Source organism: Rhodoferax sp. SPJ21, from assembly GCF_058216335.1.
This window is the reverse complement of sequence record NZ_JBYZMO010000002.1, coordinates 269,229-288,830: the sequence shown is the minus strand read 5'-3', so window position 1 is coordinate 288,830 and position 19,602 is coordinate 269,229. Positions and strand designations below refer to the sequence as shown.

Annotated in this window: 15 protein-coding genes and 1 riboswitch; of the genes, 9 read left to right on the top strand and 6 right to left on the bottom strand. The window is 63.1% G+C overall.

Going from position 1 to position 19,602, the window contains the following annotated elements:
• Positions 1-112: 112 nt before the first annotated feature.
• Together AC4BBN_RS09140 and AC4BBN_RS09135 are read right to left on the bottom strand one after the other, a co-directional pair.
• A complete protein-coding gene (locus AC4BBN_RS09140; RefSeq protein ID WP_490591673.1) occupies positions 113-1,978 on the bottom strand; it encodes a phosphoenolpyruvate carboxykinase (GTP) in 1,866 nt (621 codons plus the stop codon).
• 424 nt (positions 1,979-2,402) lie between these two features.
• Positions 2,403-2,555 carry a hypothetical protein gene (locus AC4BBN_RS09135; RefSeq protein WP_490591672.1) on the bottom strand — a complete coding sequence of 51 codons (153 nt, stop codon included), beginning with the start codon at positions 2,553-2,555 and terminating at the stop codon, positions 2,403-2,405.
• Positions 2,556-2,758: 203 nt separating this feature from the next.
• Here AC4BBN_RS09135 and AC4BBN_RS09130 point away from each other — a divergent pair, with 203 nt between their 5' ends.
• Both AC4BBN_RS09130 and AC4BBN_RS09125 read left to right on the top strand, forming a co-directional pair.
• Positions 2,759-5,074, top strand: a complete 2,316-nt coding sequence (locus AC4BBN_RS09130; RefSeq protein ID WP_490591671.1) for an ATP-binding protein — start codon at positions 2,759-2,761, stop codon at positions 5,072-5,074.
• 4 nt (positions 5,075-5,078) lie between these two features.
• Positions 5,079-6,437, top strand: coding sequence for a putative bifunctional diguanylate cyclase/phosphodiesterase (locus AC4BBN_RS09125; RefSeq protein ID WP_490591670.1), 1,359 nt, complete (start codon positions 5,079-5,081; stop codon positions 6,435-6,437).
• A 189-nt stretch (positions 6,438-6,626) separates the two neighbouring features.
• Here AC4BBN_RS09125 and recQ read toward each other — a convergent pair whose 3' ends face one another.
• Positions 6,627-8,531, bottom strand: a complete 1,905-nt coding sequence (gene recQ, locus AC4BBN_RS09120) for a DNA helicase RecQ (RefSeq protein ID WP_490591669.1) — start codon at positions 8,529-8,531, stop codon at positions 6,627-6,629.
• Between the two features lie 172 nt (positions 8,532-8,703).
• On the opposite strand from recQ, the gene AC4BBN_RS09115 reads away from it, so the two are divergent.
• Positions 8,704-9,348: an AbiU2 domain-containing protein gene (locus AC4BBN_RS09115; RefSeq protein ID WP_490591668.1), complete on the top strand. Its 645-nt coding sequence runs from the start codon at positions 8,704-8,706 to the stop codon at positions 9,346-9,348.
• On the opposite strand, the gene AC4BBN_RS09110 is transcribed toward AC4BBN_RS09115, so the two are convergent.
• Positions 9,260-10,099 carry an oxidoreductase gene (locus AC4BBN_RS09110; RefSeq protein ID WP_490591667.1) on the bottom strand — a complete coding sequence of 280 codons (840 nt, stop codon included), beginning with the start codon at positions 10,097-10,099 and terminating at the stop codon, positions 9,260-9,262. The genes AC4BBN_RS09115 and AC4BBN_RS09110 overlap by 89 nt on opposite strands.
• 92 nt (positions 10,100-10,191) lie before the next feature.
• On the opposite strand from AC4BBN_RS09110, the gene AC4BBN_RS09105 reads away from it, so the two are divergent.
• From AC4BBN_RS09105 to AC4BBN_RS09095, 3 genes are read left to right on the top strand one after another with little or no spacing between them, the layout of a single operon-like run.
• Positions 10,192-11,100: an AraC family transcriptional regulator gene (locus AC4BBN_RS09105; RefSeq protein WP_490591666.1), complete on the top strand. Its 909-nt coding sequence runs from the start codon at positions 10,192-10,194 to the stop codon at positions 11,098-11,100.
• A gap of 36 nt (positions 11,101-11,136) precedes the next feature.
• Positions 11,137-12,180 carry a homocysteine S-methyltransferase family protein gene (locus tag AC4BBN_RS09100; protein WP_490591665.1) on the top strand — a complete coding sequence of 348 codons (1,044 nt, stop codon included), beginning with the start codon at positions 11,137-11,139 and terminating at the stop codon, positions 12,178-12,180.
• Position 12,181: 1 nt separating this feature from the next.
• Complete coding sequence (locus tag AC4BBN_RS09095; RefSeq protein WP_490591664.1) at positions 12,182-13,189, top strand: Gfo/Idh/MocA family protein; 1,008 nt, start codon at positions 12,182-12,184, stop codon at positions 13,187-13,189.
• 46 nt (positions 13,190-13,235) lie between these two features.
• Here AC4BBN_RS09095 and AC4BBN_RS09090 read toward each other — a convergent pair whose 3' ends face one another.
• Positions 13,236-14,162, bottom strand: coding sequence for a LysR family transcriptional regulator (locus AC4BBN_RS09090; protein ID WP_490591663.1), 927 nt, complete (start codon positions 14,160-14,162; stop codon positions 13,236-13,238).
• Between the two features lie 109 nt (positions 14,163-14,271).
• Here AC4BBN_RS09090 and AC4BBN_RS09085 point away from each other — a divergent pair, with 109 nt between their 5' ends.
• Together AC4BBN_RS09085 and AC4BBN_RS09080 are read left to right on the top strand one after the other, a co-directional pair.
• The gene (locus tag AC4BBN_RS09085; RefSeq protein WP_490591662.1) at positions 14,272-14,709 is read left to right on the top strand and encodes a PACE efflux transporter; all 438 of its coding nucleotides are present in this window, start codon (positions 14,272-14,274) and stop codon (positions 14,707-14,709) included.
• A 97-nt stretch (positions 14,710-14,806) separates the two neighbouring features.
• Positions 14,807-15,886, top strand: coding sequence for a YncE family protein (locus AC4BBN_RS09080; RefSeq protein WP_490591661.1), 1,080 nt, complete (start codon positions 14,807-14,809; stop codon positions 15,884-15,886).
• A gap of 41 nt (positions 15,887-15,927) precedes the next feature.
• On the opposite strand, the gene AC4BBN_RS09075 is transcribed toward AC4BBN_RS09080, so the two are convergent.
• Positions 15,928-16,536: a cyclic nucleotide-binding domain-containing protein gene (locus AC4BBN_RS09075; RefSeq protein ID WP_490591660.1), complete on the bottom strand. Its 609-nt coding sequence runs from the start codon at positions 16,534-16,536 to the stop codon at positions 15,928-15,930.
• 106 nt (positions 16,537-16,642) lie between these two features.
• A riboswitch (S-adenosyl-L-homocysteine riboswitch) is annotated at positions 16,643-16,725 on the top strand.
• A gap of 26 nt (positions 16,726-16,751) precedes the next feature.
• Here AC4BBN_RS09075 and metH point away from each other — a divergent pair.
• On the top strand, positions 16,752-19,499 hold the full coding sequence (gene metH / locus AC4BBN_RS09070; RefSeq protein WP_490591659.1) for a methionine synthase: 2,748 nt from the start codon (positions 16,752-16,754) through the stop codon (positions 19,497-19,499).
• The last annotated feature ends 103 nt before the right edge of the window (positions 19,500-19,602 follow it).

The following is a 19,602-nucleotide window of genomic DNA, read 5'->3' as shown; positions in this document are numbered from 1 at the left end:
CGCGCTGCCGTCAACGCCTGTCGATCAGGCACTGCCGGCCGCGTAGTGAGCCGAACATGAGGCCCCAAAGCCCCGCCCATCTTGTGCGGGGCTTTTTGCATTCAGCGTTACCTCAAGCCGCCAGGCGCTGTTCCAGCGCCTTTTTGGTGTCCACCAAAGCCTGCGGCAAGTGGTAGGCCAGCTGGGTGAACAGCTCGGTGTGCAGCACCAGTTCCTGCTGCCAGGCGGCTTTGTCGATGCTGGTGACGGTGTCGAACTGTGCAGGCGTGAAATCCAGCCCGGTCCAGTTCAGTTCGCCATAGGTCGGGCTGACGCCGAAGATGTTTTCCTGGCCCGCAGCCTGCCCTTCGATGCGGTCAATCATCCACTTCAGTACGCGCATATTTTCGCCGTAGCCTGGCCAGACAAACTTGCCGTCTTCACCCTTGCGGAACCAGTTGGTGCAGTAGATTGGGGGCTGCTTGGCGCCCGATGCAGTCAGCTTGTCGCCCACATTCAGCCAGTGCTGGAAGTAGTCGCTCATGTTGTAGCCGGTGAACGGCAGCATGGCGAACGGGTCGCGGCGCACCACGCCCATTTGGCCCACGGCGGCGGCGGTGGTTTCCGAACCCATGGTCGCGGCCATGTAAACGCCTTCGGTCCAGGATCTAGCTTCGGTCACCAGGGGCACGGTGGTGGAGCGGCGGCCGCCAAAGATGAAGGCGTCGATAGCTACACCCGCAGCGTCGTCCCAGGCCGGGTCCAGCGCGGGGTTGTTTGTGGCAGGCACAGTGAAGCGCGAATTGGGGTGTGCGGCCTTGGCGCCGGTTTCACGGGCGATGGCGGGTGTCCAGTCCTTGCCTTGCCAATCGATCAGATGCTCGGGCAGGCTGCCGCTGTCCTTCTCCATGCCTTCCCACCACACGTCGCCGTCATCGGTCAGCGCTACGTTGGTGAAGATCACGTCCTTGTCCAGGCTGGCCATGCAGTTCGGGTTGGTGTGGTAGTTGGTGCCAGGGGCCACGCCAAAGTAACCGGCTTCTGGGTTGATGGCGTACAGGCGGCCGTCCGCACCGGGCTTGATCCAGGCGATGTCGTCACCGATGGTGGTGACCTTCCAGCCATCGAAACCGGTTGGCGGCACCAGCATCGAGAAATTGGTCTTGCCGCAGGCGCTGGGGAAGGCGGCTGCCACGTGGTACTTCTTGCCTTGTGGATTGGTGACACCCAGGATCAGCATGTGCTCGGCCAGCCAACCCTGGTCGCGGCCCATGTTCGACGCGATACGCAGCGCGAAGCATTTTTTGCCCAGCAGCGCGTTGCCGCCGTAACCCGAGCCGTAGGACCAGATTTCGCGGGTTTCCGGGAAGTGCACGATGTACTTGGTTTTGTTGCAGGGCCATTTCACATCGGCCTGGCCTTCTGCCAGCGGTGCGCCCACGGTGTGCATGCAGGGGACGAAGCGGCCCTCGGTGCCCAGCAGTTCCACCACAGCCTTGCCCATGCGGGTCATGGTTTTCATGTTGACGGCCACGTAGGGGCTGTCGGACAGCTCCACGCCGATGTGGGCGATGGGCGAGCCCAGCGGGCCCATGCTGAACGGCACCACGTATAGGGTGCGGCCCTGCATGCAGCCGGCAAACAGCGGGCCCAGGGTGGCGCGCATTTCGGCGGGTTCCATCCAGTTATTGGTAGGGCCGGCGTCTTCTTTCTTTTCAGAGCAGATGTAGGTGCGGTCTTCCACGCGGGCCACGTCGCTAGGGTCGCTGCAGGCCAGGAAGGAGTTGGGGCGCTTGGCGGGGTTGAGCTTCTTGAAGGTGCCGGCGTCCACCAGTTGCTGGCACAGGCGGGCGTATTCCTCTTCGCTGCCGTCGCACCAGTACACAGCCTTAGGCTGGGTCAGAGCAGCCATGTCGGCAACCCAGGCGAGGAGCTGGGTGTTTTTGACGTAATCGGGGGCGTTCAAGTCCAGTCCCAGGCCCATGGTGCGTGCGTTCATCGAGGTACTCCTAAGTTGAAAATCGTCTTTTCAAAAAGAGGCTCGATGCGGGAGCGGCCTTTTCAGAAAACGGCTTTGCTACTCAGTCGGTGGTCGGCGTTGTCAGCGCGGGTCGGCTGGGAGTTCGATTCTAAAGAGACAGGACAAAGTTACGGTGCGATTACACACAAAATGTATGCAAACGTTGCATGAGGTTATGCGGTGCATTTTTGAGGGTAAAAATGGCGCATATTTCCACCCCGTAGCGCAGACAAATGCTGCACCAGTAGCTACAAGAAACGTAGCAAAAAAGGCTAAATAAGGGGAGTGACTAGGGCAAAAACGGCGTTCTACATTGCATAAAACGCTGCACCGGCCTGTGGTTCAGGCGCGGCGCTTTTCTATCAGCGGCGGCAAGTCCGGCCGGGCTGCCGCCACGCTGGCGTCAGGCCATGTATACGGCGATAAAGGCCAGCAGGAAGATCAGCACACCGCCGACGATGGGCAAAACCATGGGGATCATGGGCACGATGGCTTCCACGGCATCGGCGGGAGCGTGGGCGCTGGCGCCGTGTTCGCTGGTATCAGGGCTGGACATAGATATTCCTTGGGGTGGTGTCAAAAACCTGCCCTGCCGGGCAGCTTGGCAGGCCAAAACCTGCAAGCTAGACATCGTACCAACTTTAAGGACTTGTCCCTAGGTGGGTTCTACCGGGCATATTTCACGGGCCATGTCTTCCCATGCTTGACGGCCTGCGTTATGGTGCGGCAACAAACCACTTTGTGGCTGGGAGCATTTCCATGGCGAAGCGCTTGATTTCTGATTCTGCCAACGCACCGCTGATTCCATCACCGGGGCTGAAGGCTGCGCCGGTGCTGGATTTGATGTGCTCGCACTTTGTGCTGACCCTGGTGGCGCGCCAAGGCCCCAAATTCAATGTCCGCCGCGACCTGAACAGCCTGCTGGCCATGGCCGGCAGGCACTTGGTGTGGCCGAAACCGGTGCTGCTGCGCTTGCGCGAATTCCTGCTGCGCCGCTGCAAGGACAACGAGTTTTGGCGCGGCCATGATGACCTGGGCACCGCCGAGTTCCTGGAGCGCCACGGCATCTGGCGCGGCCCGTATGAAGAAGGCACGCTGTTCTTCTATCTGGACGAATACGCCAAGGACCAGCCAAAGGACCTGCTGTCGGCCCTGGCCGTCACCGGCGAATGGTTGACCCACGCGCTAAAGTCCCAGTCCACCCTGGTCGAAAAAAATATCGACGCCTTGTCCGGCCTGCTGCAGCTGAACAAGGCCGAACGTGCCTTGTTGCTCTACGGCACACTGGCCCGCTACCAGCGCGACCTGCGCACAATCCTGGTCGAGGTCAAGGTGAACAATGCGCCCGAAGCCTATGCGGCGATTGCCGAGGTCGCCGGCGTCAGCCCGGCCGAGGTGGGCGAGGCCCTGCGCGCAGGCTCGCGGCTGGAGCGCATCGGCCTGGTAGAAAACCTGATCTCCGAGCACAACATCACCGACCTGGCCGACCTGATGAAGGTCAGCGAAAAGCTCCCCCCGGTGCTGATGCGCGAGTACCGCGACCAGAGCGAGCTGATGGCCGTCTTCACCCGCCCGGCCACCAAGAGCGCGCTGGCATTGACCGACTTCACCTATGTGCTGGACGACACCCAGGTGCTGGTATCCCTTTTGCGCAACGCCGTGGCCCGCAAGGAACCGGGCGTCAACGTACTGCTGTACGGCCCGCCCGGCACCGGCAAGACCGAACTTGCCCGCGTCGTCGCCCAGGCCGCCGGGCTCGACCTGTTCGAAGTGGAATACGCGGACCGCGACGGCAACTCGCTCAGCGGCCGCGACCGCTACCGCTCGCTGCAGATCGCCCAGGTGTTCCTGAAAGGCAGCGTGCAGGCGGCGTTGCTGTTCGACGAGGTGGAAGACGTGTTCCCGCCCATCAGCTCCGAGGCCGCCCAGCTTATGGCGCGGGCCGAGCAGGTGGCTGCGCCCAGTTCCGGCTCGGTCAGTGGTAAGGCCTGGGTGAACCAGATCCTGGAGTCCAACGCCGTGCCCACGCTGTGGGTCACCAACCGCATCGAGCAGATCGACCCGGCCTTCCGCCGCCGCTTTGCCTACCACCTGGAGCTGAAGTCGCCGCCGCCCGGCGCGCGTGAAGGCCTGGTGCGCAAGACCTTAGAAGGCGTGCAGGTGTCCGATGCATTCGTGGCCAAGCTCACCGAACGCAAAGGCCTGACGCCGGCGCAAATCCGCACCGCCGTGCGCTTCGCTGGCCTGGTGACACCGCAGACCGACACGGCCTTTGAAAGCCTGATCGAGCGTCAACTGAAGAATGCCGACCAGGCGCTGGGCAACCGTGCGGCCGACGCTGCCCAGCGACCCACCGTGACCCAGTACAGCCTGGACATGCTCAACGTGGAAAGCCGCTTTGAGCTGCCGCGCATCGTGCAAGCACTGAAGGCCCGGGGCCACGGCACGCTGTGCTTCTATGGCGCCCCCGGCACCGGCAAGACCGCGCTGGCCGAGCACATCGCCAAGGCGCTGGATAAGCCCCTGTTGGTCAAGCAGGCCAGCGACCTGATGAGTAAATTTGTGGGTGAAACCGAGCAGAAGATGGCCGCCATGTTCAAGGAGGCCGAGGCCGAAAAAGCCGTACTGCTGCTGGACGAGGCCGACAGCTTCTTGCAAGACCGTCGCGGCGCCCAGCGCACCTACGAGGTCACCGAGGTCAACGAAATGCTGCAGGGCATGGAGCGCTACCGTGGCATCTTTGTGTGCACCACCAATTTGCTGGACCGCATAGACCAGGCCGCGCTGCGTCGCTTCACCTTCAAGATCCAGTTCAAGCCGCTACTACGCACGCAGCGCGAAACCATGTTCGTGGTGGAAGCCCTGGGTGGCGATGCCAGCCGCTTGGACGACAGCCTGAAAGCCCGTTTGGCCCGCATGGACCAGCTCTGCCCCGGCGACTTCGCCGCCGTCAAACGCCAGGGCGAAATCCTGGACGCACAGCTCGCCCCGGAAGAATTCATGGACCAACTTGAAGCAGAGCACCGCATCAAGCCCGAGGTGCGCGAGTCCCGAGGCATAGGCTTTATGCACTGAAGGCATGGCCCACCCTGCCATGCACAACCCCTTGCTGCGCCGGCCAGCGCCCGCATCCAAGCACGCACTGCGCATGCGCCGCACTGTTGTGCTGCTCAGCATTACCACAGCGTGCGCAGGAGTGTTCTGGACGATCTACTTCGCGCTGCGCAGCAACTGGGTACTGGTCGAACTGGAGATCCTGTTGGCCTTGGTGGCGGTCACCTCGTTGTGGCTGGTGCGAACCGGCCGCCACCGTGCGGCCGTGCTGCTGCTGGTGGCCATCCTGGCCGTTTGGCTCAGCGTGCTGTGCCTGGTGCTGGACATCCCCTCGCCACAGGCGCCACGCTCGTCCCACCACTACTTTCTGGTCATGGGCATGGGCACCTTTCTGATGTTCCGTGGCGAAACCGCCTGGCTGCGCCACGGCATTCCGCTGGCCTGTTTTGCCGCTTACTTCGGCTTTGCCAGCAGCCAGTGGGGCCTGGTCACGCCCTACGCCATGCCCGACGACGTACGCATCCCAGGCACCTGGATCAGCAACGCCCTGGCCCTGCTCGTGGTCTACGGCCTGCTGTTCGTAATGCAGTCCGACATGAAGGCCCTGCACACACTGGAGGCCGACCTGCACAAGGCCCTGGGCCGCAACCAATTCGCACTGCATTACCAGCCGCAGATTGGCGCCGACGGCCACATCGTCGGCGCCGAGGCTCTGCTGCGCTGGAACCATCCGGTGCTGGGCCGGGTCTCGCCCGCCGACTTCATCCCCGTGGCCGAGCAGAGCGGCTTCATCTTGCCGCTGGGGCACTGGGTGCTGGGCACGGCCTGCGCCCAGTTGGTGGCCTGGGCGCAGCGGCCCGAGACCGCCGACCTGGTGTTAGCAGTGAACGTCAGCGCCCAGCAGTTCCGCCAGCCCGACTACGTGGCCCAGGTGGGCTCGGTGCTGGAGCGATCCGGCGCGCGCGCCTCCCAGCTCAAGCTGGAGCTGACCGAGAGCCTGCTGGTCAATGACGTGGACGACATCATCACCAAGATGTCGGCCCTGAAAGCATGGGGCGTGCGCCTGTCGCTGGACGACTTCGGCACCGGCTATTCGTCGCTCAGCTACCTGAAGAAGCTGCCGCTGGACCAGCTGAAGATCGACCAGTCTTTTGTGCGCGATGTGCTCACCGACCCGCAGGACGCTGCCATTGCCCGCACCGTCGTCAACTTGGGCCAAAGCATGGGGCTTGACGTGATTGCCGAAGGCGTCGAAACCGAGGGCCAGCGGGCCTTCCTGCAAGACATAGGCTGCTTGTCGTACCAGGGCTACCTCGTCAGCCCGGCGCTACCGATTGCCGAGTTTGACGCCTTCTACAACGCGCACCAGTCTGCCTATATTTGAGGCAACGCTGAACAAGTCCCTCGCGGTCTGCGGCGTTGCAAATCCTCCCCATAGCCCAAGCTATGTCTGCGGTTTGCGCCTTGCATCACATCCCGAGCCAGGGCGCGCAGCCTCGCGGGGACTTATTCAGTGTCGCCCCAAGCCCAATCGGCCTCTGGCGCAAATAGCATCTGCGCAAGCAGCTCTTATTTATGTAGCATTCTCAGCGCACACGCGCAGCACTTCCGCGCCATAGGCTTCCAGCTTCTTGGTGCCCAGCCCGCTCACGCCGGCCAGTGCATCCAGGCTGTCCGGTGCCAGGGCGGCGATGGCGGCTAGCGTCGCGTCGTGGAAGATCACATAGGCCGGCAGGTTGTGTTCACGGGCCACCTCGGCGCGCCAGGCTTTCAGTGCGGTGAAGCGTACCTGGGCTGCATCGTCAAGTGCGGCCGCCACGGCGGATTTGGCCGTGCTTTTGCCGCTACGGTCGCGCTTGGGTTTACGCTCTGCCGGGCCGGAGAGGGAGGCGCGCAGCATCAGCGGCACCTCGCCCTTCAGCACCGCGCGCGAGCCCTCGGTCAGGCACAGCGTGCTGTACGCGCCCTCTACCGCCACCGCGCCAATGGCGATCAGCTGGCGCAGCACGCCGCGCAGTTGCTGCTCGGTGTAGTCCGTACCCAGGCCGAAGGTGCTCAGCGTGGCGTGGTTGAACTGGGTCACCTTGTCGGTGGTCTTGCCGCGCAAGATGTCCATGATGTGGCCGGCACCAAAGGTGATGCCGCTCATCTGCTGGATGCGGTAGATGGTGGACAGCAGCTTGCGCGCCGCCTCGGTGCCATCCCAGATCGGCGGCGGCTCTAAACAGTTGTCGCAGTTGCCGCAAGGCTCTGACTTCTCGCCGAAGTAGGCCAGCAGCCGCACGCGGCGGCAGTCGGTGGCTTCGGCCAGACCCAGCAGGGCGTCCAGCTTGCCGCGCATCACCTGCTTGAATTCTTCGCCCGCCGGGCTCTCGTCGATCATGCGGCGCTGGTTCACCACGTCCTGCAGGCCATAGGCCATCCAGGCGTCGGCGGGCATGCCATCGCGCCCCGCACGGCCGGTTTCCTGGTAGTAGCCTTCGATGTTCTTCGGCATGTCCAGGTGCGCCACAAAGCGCACGTCTGGCTTGTCGATACCCATGCCGAAGGCAATGGTCGCCACCATCACGATGCCTTCTTCGCGCAGAAAGCGGTCCTGGTGGGTCTGGCGCAGTTTCGCGTCCAGGCCGGCGTGGTAGGGCAGGGCGTTGATGCCCTGCTCGCACAGCATCTGCGCCACCTCTTCCACCCGCTTGCGCGACTGGCAATAGACCACGCCCGCGTCCTCGTCGTGCTCGCGCTCGATGAAGCGCAGTAGTTGCGTGGTGGCGTCCTTTTTCTCGACGATGGTGTAGCGGATGTTGGGCCGGTCAAAGCTGCTGACGAAATGCTGGGCCTCTTCCAGCTGCAGCCGCTCCACGATGTCGGCGCGTGTCAGTGCGTCCGCCGTGGCTGTCAGCGCGATGCGCGGCACGCTGGCATAGCGCTGGTGCAGCACCGTCAGCGCACGGTATTCAGGGCGGAAGTCGTGGCCCCACTGGCTGACGCAATGCACCTCGTCAATCGCAAACAGGCTCAGCTGCCGGCGCGCCAGCAGGTCGTCCAACAGGTCCAGAAAACGCGGCGTGGTGATGCGCTCGGGCGCGGCGTACAGCATGGTGATGTCGCCACGCATCAGCCGCCGCTCCACGTCCAGCGCCTCGTCGAACGATAAGGTGGAGTTCAAGAACGCCGCCTTCACCCCCGCCTCGTGTAGCGCCCCCACCTGGTCGTGCATCAGCGCGATCAGCGGTGAGATGACGATGGTGATGCCATGCCCGTCCAGCTGCCGCGCAATCGCCGGGATCTGGTAGCACAGCGACTTGCCGCCGCCCGTAGGCATCAGCACCAGCGCATCGCCGCCCGCTACGACATGCTCAACGATGGCCTGCTGCGGGCCCCGAAACTGCTCGTAGCCAAAGGTTTCACGCAGAATGGCGAGGGGGGACGAGGACAATGCTTTTGCTCTGGAATTTGTAGCTGCTGGCGCAGGTGGCATATGCGCTAGGGGCTGATTTTGTATGTAAACCAGCGCTGGGCTGGGTGAGCGGGTATTGTGCCCCGTGCCGGGAGGGTGGCGTTTTCGTCCGGCTATAGTGGTCCTGGGCTTTCATCTGCAGTTTTGCAACAGAACACGCATGTGTTTCAGCGTACTAAATTGGGTAGCACCTATGGCAGCAGTTGAACTCGACCGGACGAAAAATGCGTTCAATGCGTTCCGAGTCGAATCTATATGGGTGAGAAGGGTGTTCGATATCGCTGCTGCACTGTATTCGTCTGGTGCTGACACCGACGCATTACTGCGGCGAACAGCACAGCAATTCTTTGGCGACTTGAATTCCATACTGGTCGAGTATTGGGTACTTGTAGTGTGTCGGATAACTGATCCCCCAATGACTCGTAAACGTGAGAACTTGACCGTAGAAAACCTTGTTGAGGATCTGAAGGTCTTGGGGCTTCTCACAGATGCAATTAAGCAAGAAGCTGCTGGTATTCAGGTTTACAGAGACATCCTTAACAACAGCCGCAATCGAGCTGTCTCGCACGCCGACAAAGAAACATTCCTCAATCCAGAGTTGCTGGGCGACCACAGTGAGAGTGACGTTCAGGCTTTTCTCGACAGCTTGCAGAACTTCAATGATTTAGTTGGTGAAGCGCTCGGCGAAGGGCCGCTCGATTTCCGAGGAACATCTGGACCAGGAGATGCTTACGATCTTCTTAGGGCGCTTAACGATGGAGATTCCTATCCGTCGTTACCGACAGCGCCTGCCAAGCCTCCAGCTCTCCCCGCAGCGCCTCAATCTTCGCCCCAATGATCGCCACCGCATCGCTACCCGCCGCAAAACGCAGCGGCGGCGTGGGATGCGCCGCCAGTTGCAGCAGCACCGCAGCCAGCCGCGCCGGGTCGCCGGGCTGCAGGTGGTTGCGGGCACCAAAACCTGCGCGGGTCTGGGTCGACTGGGCGGCGTAGTCGGCGATGGGCTGGCTGCCAAAGCGCATGGACTGGCCGTCCAGAAAGTCGGTGCGGAACGCGCCGGGCTCCACGATGGTGACGCGGATGCCGAACGGGGCCAGCTCCTGCGCCAACCCTTCGGAGAAGCCCTCCACCGCGAACTTGCTGGCGCAGTACAGCGTGCCGCCGGGGATGCCGCGCATGCCGGCGATGGACGAGAGGTTGAACACATGGCCGGCACGCTGCGCGCGCATCACCGGCAGCACGGAACGGGTGACGTGGAGCAGGCCAAACACATTGGTGGCGAACTGCTGCTCCGCATCGGCCGCCGTGCTTTCTTCGAACAGGCCGAGCTGGCCGTAGCCGGCGTTGTTGACCAGCACGTCGATGCGGCCAAAGCGGGCCACGGCGGCTTGCACGGCGGCCTGGGCCTGGGCCGCGTCGGTGACGTCCAGGTCCAGCGCCAGCAGGCGGTCGTCGGTCAGGGTGATGCTGTCGCGCTTGCGGGCCGTGGCGACCACGTTGTGGCCGGCGGCCAGCGCGGCCTGCACGGTGTGGGCACCGATGCCGCGTGCGGCGCCGGTGATGAACCAGGTGTGGGGTTGGAAAGACATGCAGAAGCTCCGGGTAGTTGAGGGCTTGACTATCCGCGCGCCGGCCCTTGCAGCGGTAGCCTGATGCTGCGCAGCTCTTGCATAATCCTCGCATGTTACCGTCGCCTACGCCAGACTCCCTCAAAGAGCTGTGTGCCCTGATTGCACAACACTGCCATGGGCGTCGCACCGCCACCGTCATCCCGCGCGTTGGCCTGGTGCGCTCCGATACCCCGACCCTGCCCATGGGCGTGGTCTACCAGCCCATGCTGTACATCGTGGCGCAAGGGGCCAAGCGCACATTGCTGGGCAACAGCATCGTGGAATACGCTGCCGGCCAGTATTTGGTGGTGTCGGTGGACCTGCCCATCACCGGCTCGGTCATCCAGGCCAGTCCAGACGCACCGTATCTGGCGTTGTCTCTGGAGCTGGACCCGGCGGTGCTGGCCGACATGCTGCTCACCTTGCCGGGGGCAGCTCAGGACGCCCCCTTGCCCGGCCTGGCCGTCAGCCCGGTCACGCCCGACCTGCTGGACGCCGCCGTGCGCTTGCTGCGGCTGCTGGACCGGCCGGCCGACATCCCCATGCTGGCGCCGCTGGCCGAGCGCGAAATTCTGTACCGTCTGCTGACCGGCGCCCAGGCTCCCATGCTGCGCCAGATCGCGCTGGCCCACAGCCGCATGGCCCAGGTGGGCCAGGCCATAGGCTGGATACGTAGCCACTTTGCCGAGCCGCTGCGCATTGACGCGGTGGCGCAGCGGGCGAATATGAGCGCCTCCACCTTCCACCGGCATTTCAAGGCCGTGACCGCCATGAGCCCGCTGCAGTACCAGAAGCAGATCCGCCTGCAAGAGGCGCGGCGCTTGCTGCTGGCTGGCCAGGCGGATGCGGCCAGCATCGGCTTCACCGTGGGCTATGAGAGCCCGTCGCAATTCAGCCGCGAATACGCCCGCATGTACGGCCAGCCGCCGCTGCGCGACGCCGTACGCCTACGCGGACTGGGGCCACTGGCGGCGGTGTAACGGAGCCGTGCCGGGGTTTCCTACAATCGAGCCCTCATGAAAACGCCCACCTACACCCGCGCCCAACAACTGCCCGCCATCCTGGCACAACGCATTGCCATCCTGGATGGCGCGATGGGCACCATGATCCAGCGCTTCAAGCTGACCGAAGAGCAGTACCGCGGCGAGCGCTTTAAGGACTTTCACAAGGATGTGAAGGGCAATAACGAGCTGCTGAGCCTGACTCGGCCCGACGTGATCCGCGACATCCACGAGGGCTACCTGGCCGCCGGTGCCGACCTGATCGAGACCAATACCTTCGGCGCCACCACTGTGGCCCAAGAGGACTACGACATGGCCGATCTGGCGATCGAGATGAACTTCGAATCGGCCAAAATCGCCCGCGCCGCCTGCGACAAATACAGCACGCCGGACAAGCCCCGCTTCGTCGCCGGCGCCCTCGGCCCCACGCCCAAGACCGCCAGCATCAGCCCCGATGTGAACGACCCCGGCGCGCGCAACGTCAACTTCGAGCAGCTGCGCAAAGCCTATTACGAGCAGACCAAGGCCCTGGTCGAAGGCGGCGCGGACGTGATCCTGGTCGAGACAATTTTCGACACCCTGAACGCCAAGGCCGCGCTGTTCGCGGTAGACGAATACTTTGAAGACTCGGGCCAGCGCCTGCCGCTAATCATCAGCGGCACGGTGACCGATGCCTCGGGCCGCATCCTCAGCGGCCAGACCGTCACCGCCTTCTGGCACAGCGTGCGCCACGCCCAGCCGCTGGCCGTGGGCCTGAACTGCGCACTCGGCGCGGCGCTGATGCGCCCCTACATCCAGGAGCTGCACCGCGTGGCGCCCGACACCTTCATCAGCTGCTACCCCAATGCAGGCCTGCCCAACCCGATGAGCGACACCGGCTTCGACGAAACGCCGGACGTCACCTCGGCCCTGGTGCGCGAATTCGCCGCCGAAGGCCTGGTCAACATCGTCGGTGGCTGCTGCGGCACCACGCCCGACCACATCGCCGCCATCCACGACGCGGTGAACCCGCTGCCCGGCCGCGTGCTACGCCCGTTCTTCTACAAAGAGGCTGCCTGATATGCAAAAAGTGCGCTGGGGTGTGTTGAGCACTGCCAAGATTGGCATGGAGAAAGTTACCCCGGCGCTGATGCGCAGCCAGTGGTGCGATGTGCAGGCGATTGCCTCGCGCTCGCTGCCATCGGCCCGTGCCGCTGCGGACACACTGGGCATCCCTAACGCCTACGGCTCCTACGAAGAGCTGCTGGCCGACCCGAGCATCGAGGCCATTTACAACCCGTTGCCCAACGACTTGCATGTGCCCATGACCCTGGCCGCAGCCCGCGCCGGCAAGCATGTGCTGTGCGAAAAGCCTATCGCGCTGAACGCCAATGAAGCCGCGCAGTTGCGCGAGGTGGCCGGCAAGGTCCACATCATGGAAGCCTTCATGGTGCGCTTCCACCCGCAGTGGCTGCGTACGCGCGAGCTGGTGCAGAGCGGCGCCCTGGGCGAGTTGCGCACGGTGCAGGCCTGGTTCTCCTACTTCAACCGCGACGCCAGCAACATCCGCAACGATGCGGCAAAGGGCGGCGGCGCGCTGTTCGACATCGGCTGCTACCCCATCGTCGCCGGGCGCTTTCTGTTCGGTGCCGAGCCGGTGCGCGTGATGGCGCTGGCCGACATGGACCCCGATTTCAATGTGGACCGCACGTTCAGCGCCTTGCTGGACTTTGGTGGCGGCCGGCACCTGGACTTCACCGTCTCCACCCAGTCCACGCCCTACCAGCGCGTGCACGTAGTGGGCACGCAGCAGCGGGTGGAAATTGAGATTCCGTTCAACGCGCCGCAGGGTGAAGCCACCCGCATCTTCATCGACAACGGCCAGCAACTGGGCGGCGCCAGCGCCACGGTGGAGAGCTTTGCGCCCTGCGACCAGTACAGCCTGGAAGGCGATGCGTTTTCAAAGGCGATCCGTGGTGAAGCGCCGCTGCCGTACGGCGTGGAAGACGCGGTCCAGAACATGCGCATCATCGACGCGCTGTTTGCCTCGCAGCGCAGCGGGCGCTGGGAAACCCTGGCTGCTATTTAATTCGTAGCTGCTTGTGCAGTTAATATCTGCGCTACAGGCCTATTTGTTATAAATTATTGGCGGATGTCGCCAGCAGTTTGCTGGCTTCCCTGCGGGCGCTGACCAGGGCGATAAAGCGCCGCGCCGCCAGGCCCAGCGGCCGTTCCTTGGACCAGACGACGTCTACCCACAGCTCCATGTGGTTGGTCAGGTTGTCGAACGGTATCTGCACCAGCGTGCCAGAGGCGATCTGGCTGCGCACAAAAGATTGCGGCAGCCAGCCCCAGCCGATGCCGGCCTCGATCAGGCCCAGCGCGGCGATGTGGTTGTCGGTGCGCCAGCAGTGCCGGGCAAAGGCAAAGCGCCGGTCTATGGTGGCCAGGTCGCGGCTGGCCACCACGATCTGGCGGGTGTTGGTTAGTTGCTCTTCGCGCAGGCCGTCCGGGCCTTGCAGGGTGCGCGCCAGCAGCTCGGGCGACATCACTGCCACCAGGGTTTCGCTGCTGACTTCTTGAAAGCCTTCGCGCCCGTCCAGGCTGGGCCGCTCGAACACCAGGGCCAGGTTGGCCCGACCTGCGTGCAGCATGCTCAACGCATCGGCCTGCGGTGCGGCCAGCACCTCCACTTCCAGCAGGGGATATTCCTGCGCCAGTGTGGCCAGTGGGCTGCGCCACTGGGCTGCCAGTAGCTCGGGGGCGATGGCCAGGGTCAGGCGGTTTTCCAGCCCTTGCGTCAGCCCCAGTGCCTGTGCGTTCAGCTGCTGCAGCTGGCCGGCCAGCAGGCGGGCCTGCGGCTCCAGCGACCGCGCGGTGGCCGTGGGCCGGGGCTCGCGCCCGCTGCGGTCGAACAGCTCTAGCCCCAGCTCGGCCTCCAGGTGGGCGACGGCCATGCTGACCGCCGACGGCACCCGCCCCAGGGCGCGCGCAGCGGCTGAGAACGAGCCCCTGTCCAGCACGGCCAGAAATACCTGCACGCTCTCGGTGGTGAATGCCATGGCTCAACCCATCAATAAAACTGACATAAGCTGACTTTATATATCAGAATTAAAGACATAAAGTGGCGGCATTACCGGTTCCAAGGCGGCTAAGCCGTTCAGATTTGCCATGCAAGGTATCAAGCGCAAGTTGGTTTATGTAAGTTTGTTCGAAGGCATTGCCATTCTGGCGACCACCCTCGGTTTGTCCGGCATGACGGGCCACGGCATGCAGGATTCAAGCGTGGTGGCGGTCGCTGCCTCCAGCATCGCCATCACCTGGAACCTGGTGTTCAACACCTTGTTCGAGCGCTGGGAAGCCCGCCAGGCGGTGTATGGCCGCAGCCTGGGCCGGCGCATTGCGCATGCCATAGGCTTCGAAGGTGGGCTGACGGTGTTTCTGGTGCCCTTGATGGCCTGGTGGTTCGACGCCACGCTGTGGCAGGCCCTGCTGATGGACCTGGGCTTGCTGGTGTTCTTCCTGGTTTACGCCTTCGTGTTCAACTGGGTTTTTGACCGCGTGTTTGGCCTGCCTACTTCAGCAGTGCGCAAGACGCAGCCGGCCTAGTTGCCTGCACGGACTGCGGCGATTACGTAAGGATTAGCACCCTGCGCCAAACGGTGGCGCAGACCTAGGATGCGGGCTCCCATCCCTAGGAGTTCTTATGTCCGTGTGCAAATTGCTTTCCGTGGCCGCCGCTGTCGCAGCCGTTGTTTCCATGCCCCTGCCCGCCGCTGCGTTTGACGGCTGGCACCTGGACAACGCCACGGCGATCCCGGGCAAGGGCTCCGCCTGGGACTATGTATCGTTGGACGCAGCGCGCGGTCACCTGTTCATCGGCCGCCGTGGCGCGGGCCTGCAGGTGTACGACCTGGCCAGCCACAAGGCGCTTGGCATCATCGGCACGACGGCCAGCGACAGCGCTAACGGCGCCACCTTGATGCCCGAGTTCGACCTCGGCATTTCATACAACGAAAACGGCACCATCACCCCCTTCAAGCTGTCCACACTGGAGGCGCAAGCGTCCATCAAGCTGGGCGACGAGCTGGATGCCACCCACTACGACCCGGCCACCAAGCGCATCATCGTGAATATGGCGGCAGGAAAAGACGGCACGGAGTTGCAGGTGCTGGAGGCCCCCTCATTGAAAAAGGTTGGCTCCATCAAGGTCAGCACCAAAAAGCCTGAGCACGCCGAAGCCGACGGCCAGGGCAATTTCTACATGGCCTCGCGCGACGAGAACGCGGTGTACCGCATCAACACCAAAGACATGACCGTCACGGCCCAGTGGCCCACACCTGGTTGCGCCCAGACTAACGGCCTGGCGCTGGATGCGGCCAACCGCCGCATCTTCCTGGGCTGCCGTGGCAGCGCGACGGTGAAGCCGTCTTTTGCGGTGATGGATGCTGACAACGGCGCCATCCTCTACACCTTTGAAATCGGTGGCGGCAACGATGACGTGGTGTATGACGCCGAGCTGAAACGGGTGTTCCTGACCAACGGTGTGAACTCGGTCATGAATGTGTTCGAGCAGGTCGATGCCAATACCTACAAGCCGTCTGAAGCGCTGGGCACCATGGCCGGCGTACGCACCATGGCCATGGACCACAAGAGCAAGAAGATCTACGCCATCACCGCAGAAGGCAGCGCCGACTACAGCAAGAAGATCACCACCAGCGTGTCGCCGTACTACGCCAATACCTTTTTTGACAACAAGTTCTACGTGCTGACCTACAGCAAGTAAGCCCGGTGGCTTACTGATTCCGCCCCCTGTCGGGGGCGAAATCAGGTCGGCATCAGGTGGTCGATTTCCTGCTGCATGGCCTGCACCAGCTGGCTGTAGCGCTTCAGCTTCTCTGAGGTTTCGCGTAGCCGCTCGGCCACGCGCATGGAAATCGCCAGCAGCAGCTTGGCGGCAGTATGCGGGTCGTCCTGGCTGAGCTTTTCCAGAGCGGCGCGCGACAGGATGGCGCAGACCACATTGGTGCTGGCGGTACACGAGGCCAGCCGCGCCTGGCCGTCGATCAGGCCCATTTCGCCAATCAGGCTGCCCGGGCCTAGCACGGTCACGGTGACCGGGTTGTGCCGGCTGACGATAACGTTTTCTACCGTCACTTCGCCTTCCAGCAGCAGAACCATGTAGCCGGTTTCGCTTTTGTCCCCCTCGACAATGAAGGTGGTGTCTATCGGGATGCGGCGCGGTGTCATATAGCTGACGACGGTCAGCGCCTCTTCGGGTAGCAGCTGCATCAGCGCCGTGGGGGCGATGAGCAGCTCGGCCGCCCGGTTGGCCGACTCGGAGCCTTCTACGGCCCGCATGCGCTGCTTGGGCAGAAGGTCTTCGGGTTGTTGGCCTTGAACGGTTTTCTTGCTGCCAAAGAAGTTTTCAAACATGCTGGGGGAGGGGTGTAGAAGTAACAGATTGTCTGCGCGGGAAGTTTAGAGCTTTCTCGGGACCCAGGGTAGGGCGGCGGGTTCGCGCATAGCCTTTAAAATCGGCGCTTCCAAGGAGCGTTGCAGCGGGGCTGGTCCCCGTCAGGCTTGGAAAGCTCTTGTACGAGACCGCAACGACGCTCACCTGAACCATGCCCCCTCCACAGGTGAGTTGAATGTCCGAACCCGTCGCAAATTCCGTCCCCCCCATGCTGTTGTCCGGCCTGGAGCCTGTGCTCATTGGCCCCGGCACGCTGTTCGTCAACATCGGCGAGCGCACCAATGTCACCGGCTCCAAGGCCTTCGCCCGCATGATTTTGAATGGCGAATTCGACCAGGCCTTGTCGGTGGCCCGCCAGCAGGTGGAAAACGGCGCCCAGGTGATCGACATCAACATGGACGAAGCCATGCTGGACAGCAAGGCGGCCATGGTGCGCTTTTTGAACCTGATCGCCAGCGAGCCCGACATCGCCCGCGTGCCGATCATGATTGACTCGTCGAAGTGGGAAGTCATCGAAGCCGGCCTGCGCTGCATCCAGGGCAAGGGCATCGTCAACTCGATCAGCATGAAAGAAGGCGTGGAGCAGTTCAAGCACCACGCCAAGCTACTGCGCCGCTACGGTGCGGCCGCCGTGGTGATGGCCTTTGACGAAAAAGGCCAGGCCGATACCTATGAGCGCAAGGTTGAGATCTGCGAACGCGCCTACCGCATTCTGGTGGACGAGGTGGGCTATCCGCCAGAAGACATCATCTTCGACCCGAACATCTTTGCCGTGGCCACCGGTATCGAGGAGCACAACAACTACGCGGTGGATTTCATCGAAGCCACGCGCTGGATCAAGCAGAACCTGCCGGGCGCCAAGGTATCGGGCGGTGTCTCGAACGTGTCTTTCAGCTTCCGTGGCAACGACCCGGTGCGCGAGGCCATCCACACCGTGTTTCTGTACCACGCCATCCAGGCGGGTATGGACATGGGCATCGTTAACGCCGGCATGGTCGGTGTGTACGACGACCTGGAGCCGGTGCTGCGCGAGCGCGTGGAAGACGTGGTGCTGAACCGCCGGCCCGACGCGGGCGAGCGCTTGGTCGAAATTGCCGAAACCGCCAAGAGCGGCGCCAAAGACGAGAGCAAGCGCCTGGACTGGCGCGGCACGGCGGACCACCCCGTGTCGGTGGAAGACCGGTTGAGCCACGCCATGGTGCACGGCATCACCGAATTCATCGTGCCCGATACCGAAGAGGCCTACCAGGCCGTGCTGGCCAAGGGTGGCCGTCCGCTGCATGTGATCGAAGGCCCGCTGATGGCGGGCATGAACATCGTGGGCGACCTGTTTGGCCAGGGCAAGATGTTCTTGCCGCAGGTGGTGAAGTCGGCACGGGTGATGAAGTCCGCAGTGGCGCATTTGATTCCTTACATCGAAGAAGAAAAACGCCTGGACGAAGCCGCTGGCCGCGATGTGCGCACCAAGGGCAAGATCATCATCGCCACCGTCAAGGGCGATGTGCACGACATTGGCAAGAACATCGTCACGGTAGTTTTGCAGTGCAATAACTTCGAGGTGGTGAACATGGGCGTGATGGTGCCCTGCCACGAGATCCTGGCGCGCGCCAAGGTCGAGGGCGCCGACATTGTCGGCCTGAGCGGCCTCATCACCCCCAGCCTGGAAGAAATGCAGTACGTGGCTGGCGAGATGCAAAAGGACGACCACTTCCGCGTCAAGAAGATCCCGCTGATGATCGGCGGCGCCACCACCAGCCGCGTGCACACCGCCGTGAAGATCGCCCACCACTACGACGGCCCGGTGGTCTACGTGCCAGATGCATCGCGCAGTGTGGGTGTGGCGCAGAGCTTACTTGGGGATGGTGCTGCAGATTTCATAGCAGAACTGAATGCCGACTACGACAAGGTGCGCCTGCAGCACGCCAACAAGAAGCAGACCCCGCTGTGGCCGCTGGCCAAATGCCGGGCCAACAAGACGCCGATCAACTGGACCGGCTATACGCCCAAGGTGCCCAAGTTCATCGGCCGCCGTGTCTTCAAGAATTTCGACCTGACCGAGCTGGCCAAGTACATCGACTGGGGCCCGTTCTTCCAGACCTGGGACCTGGCCGGCCCGTACCCCGCCATCCTGACCGACGAAGTGGTCGGCATAGAAGCCACCCGTGTCCACAAGGATGCGCAGGCCATGCTCAAGCGCGTGGTCGAAGGCCGCTGGCTCACCGCCAACGGTGTGATTGCCCTGTACCCGGCGAACACGGTGAATGACGACGATATCGTTTTCTACACCGACGAGTCGCGCGCGGAAGTCGCCATGACCTGGTATGGCCTGCGCCAGCAGGCCGAAAAGCAGGCGGTGGACGGTGTCATGCGCCCCAGCCGCTGCCTGGCCGACTTCGTGGCACCCAAGGCCAGTGGCGTGGCGGACTACGCGGGCATGTTTGCCGTCACCGCCGGCCTGGGCGCCGAGAAGAAGGAAGCCCAGTTCATGGCCGAGCTGGACGACTACTCCAGCATCATGTTCAAAGCCATCGCCGACCGCCTGGCCGAGGCCTTTGCGGAATGCCTGCACCAGCGCGTGCGCACCGACCTGTGGGGCACCTCGCCGCAGGAGGCGCTGACCGTCGAAGAGATGATTGGCGAAAAATACACCGGCATCCGCCCTGCGCCCGGCTACCCTGCCTGCCCTGACCACAGCGCCAAGCGCGAGATGTTCGACCTGCTGCAGTGCCATGACATCGGCATGGAGCTGACCGAAAGCCTGGCGATGATGCCGGCCGCCAGTGTCAGCGGCTTCTACCTGGGTCACCCAGACAGCGTGTACTTCAACGTTGGCAAGATTGGCGAAGACCAGCTGAAAGACCTGGCCCAGCGCCGGGGCGTGGCCGAGAAGGATTTGCAACGCCTTTTGGCACCGAATCTGTAAAACCTGGGGCTCGTCCGCATGCGGGCGCGTGGATTTACGTGGAAGATGGGTCTTAAGCGCTCAGCTTACAAACTTGTACTTTGCTACAGTTTGTAAGAAACTG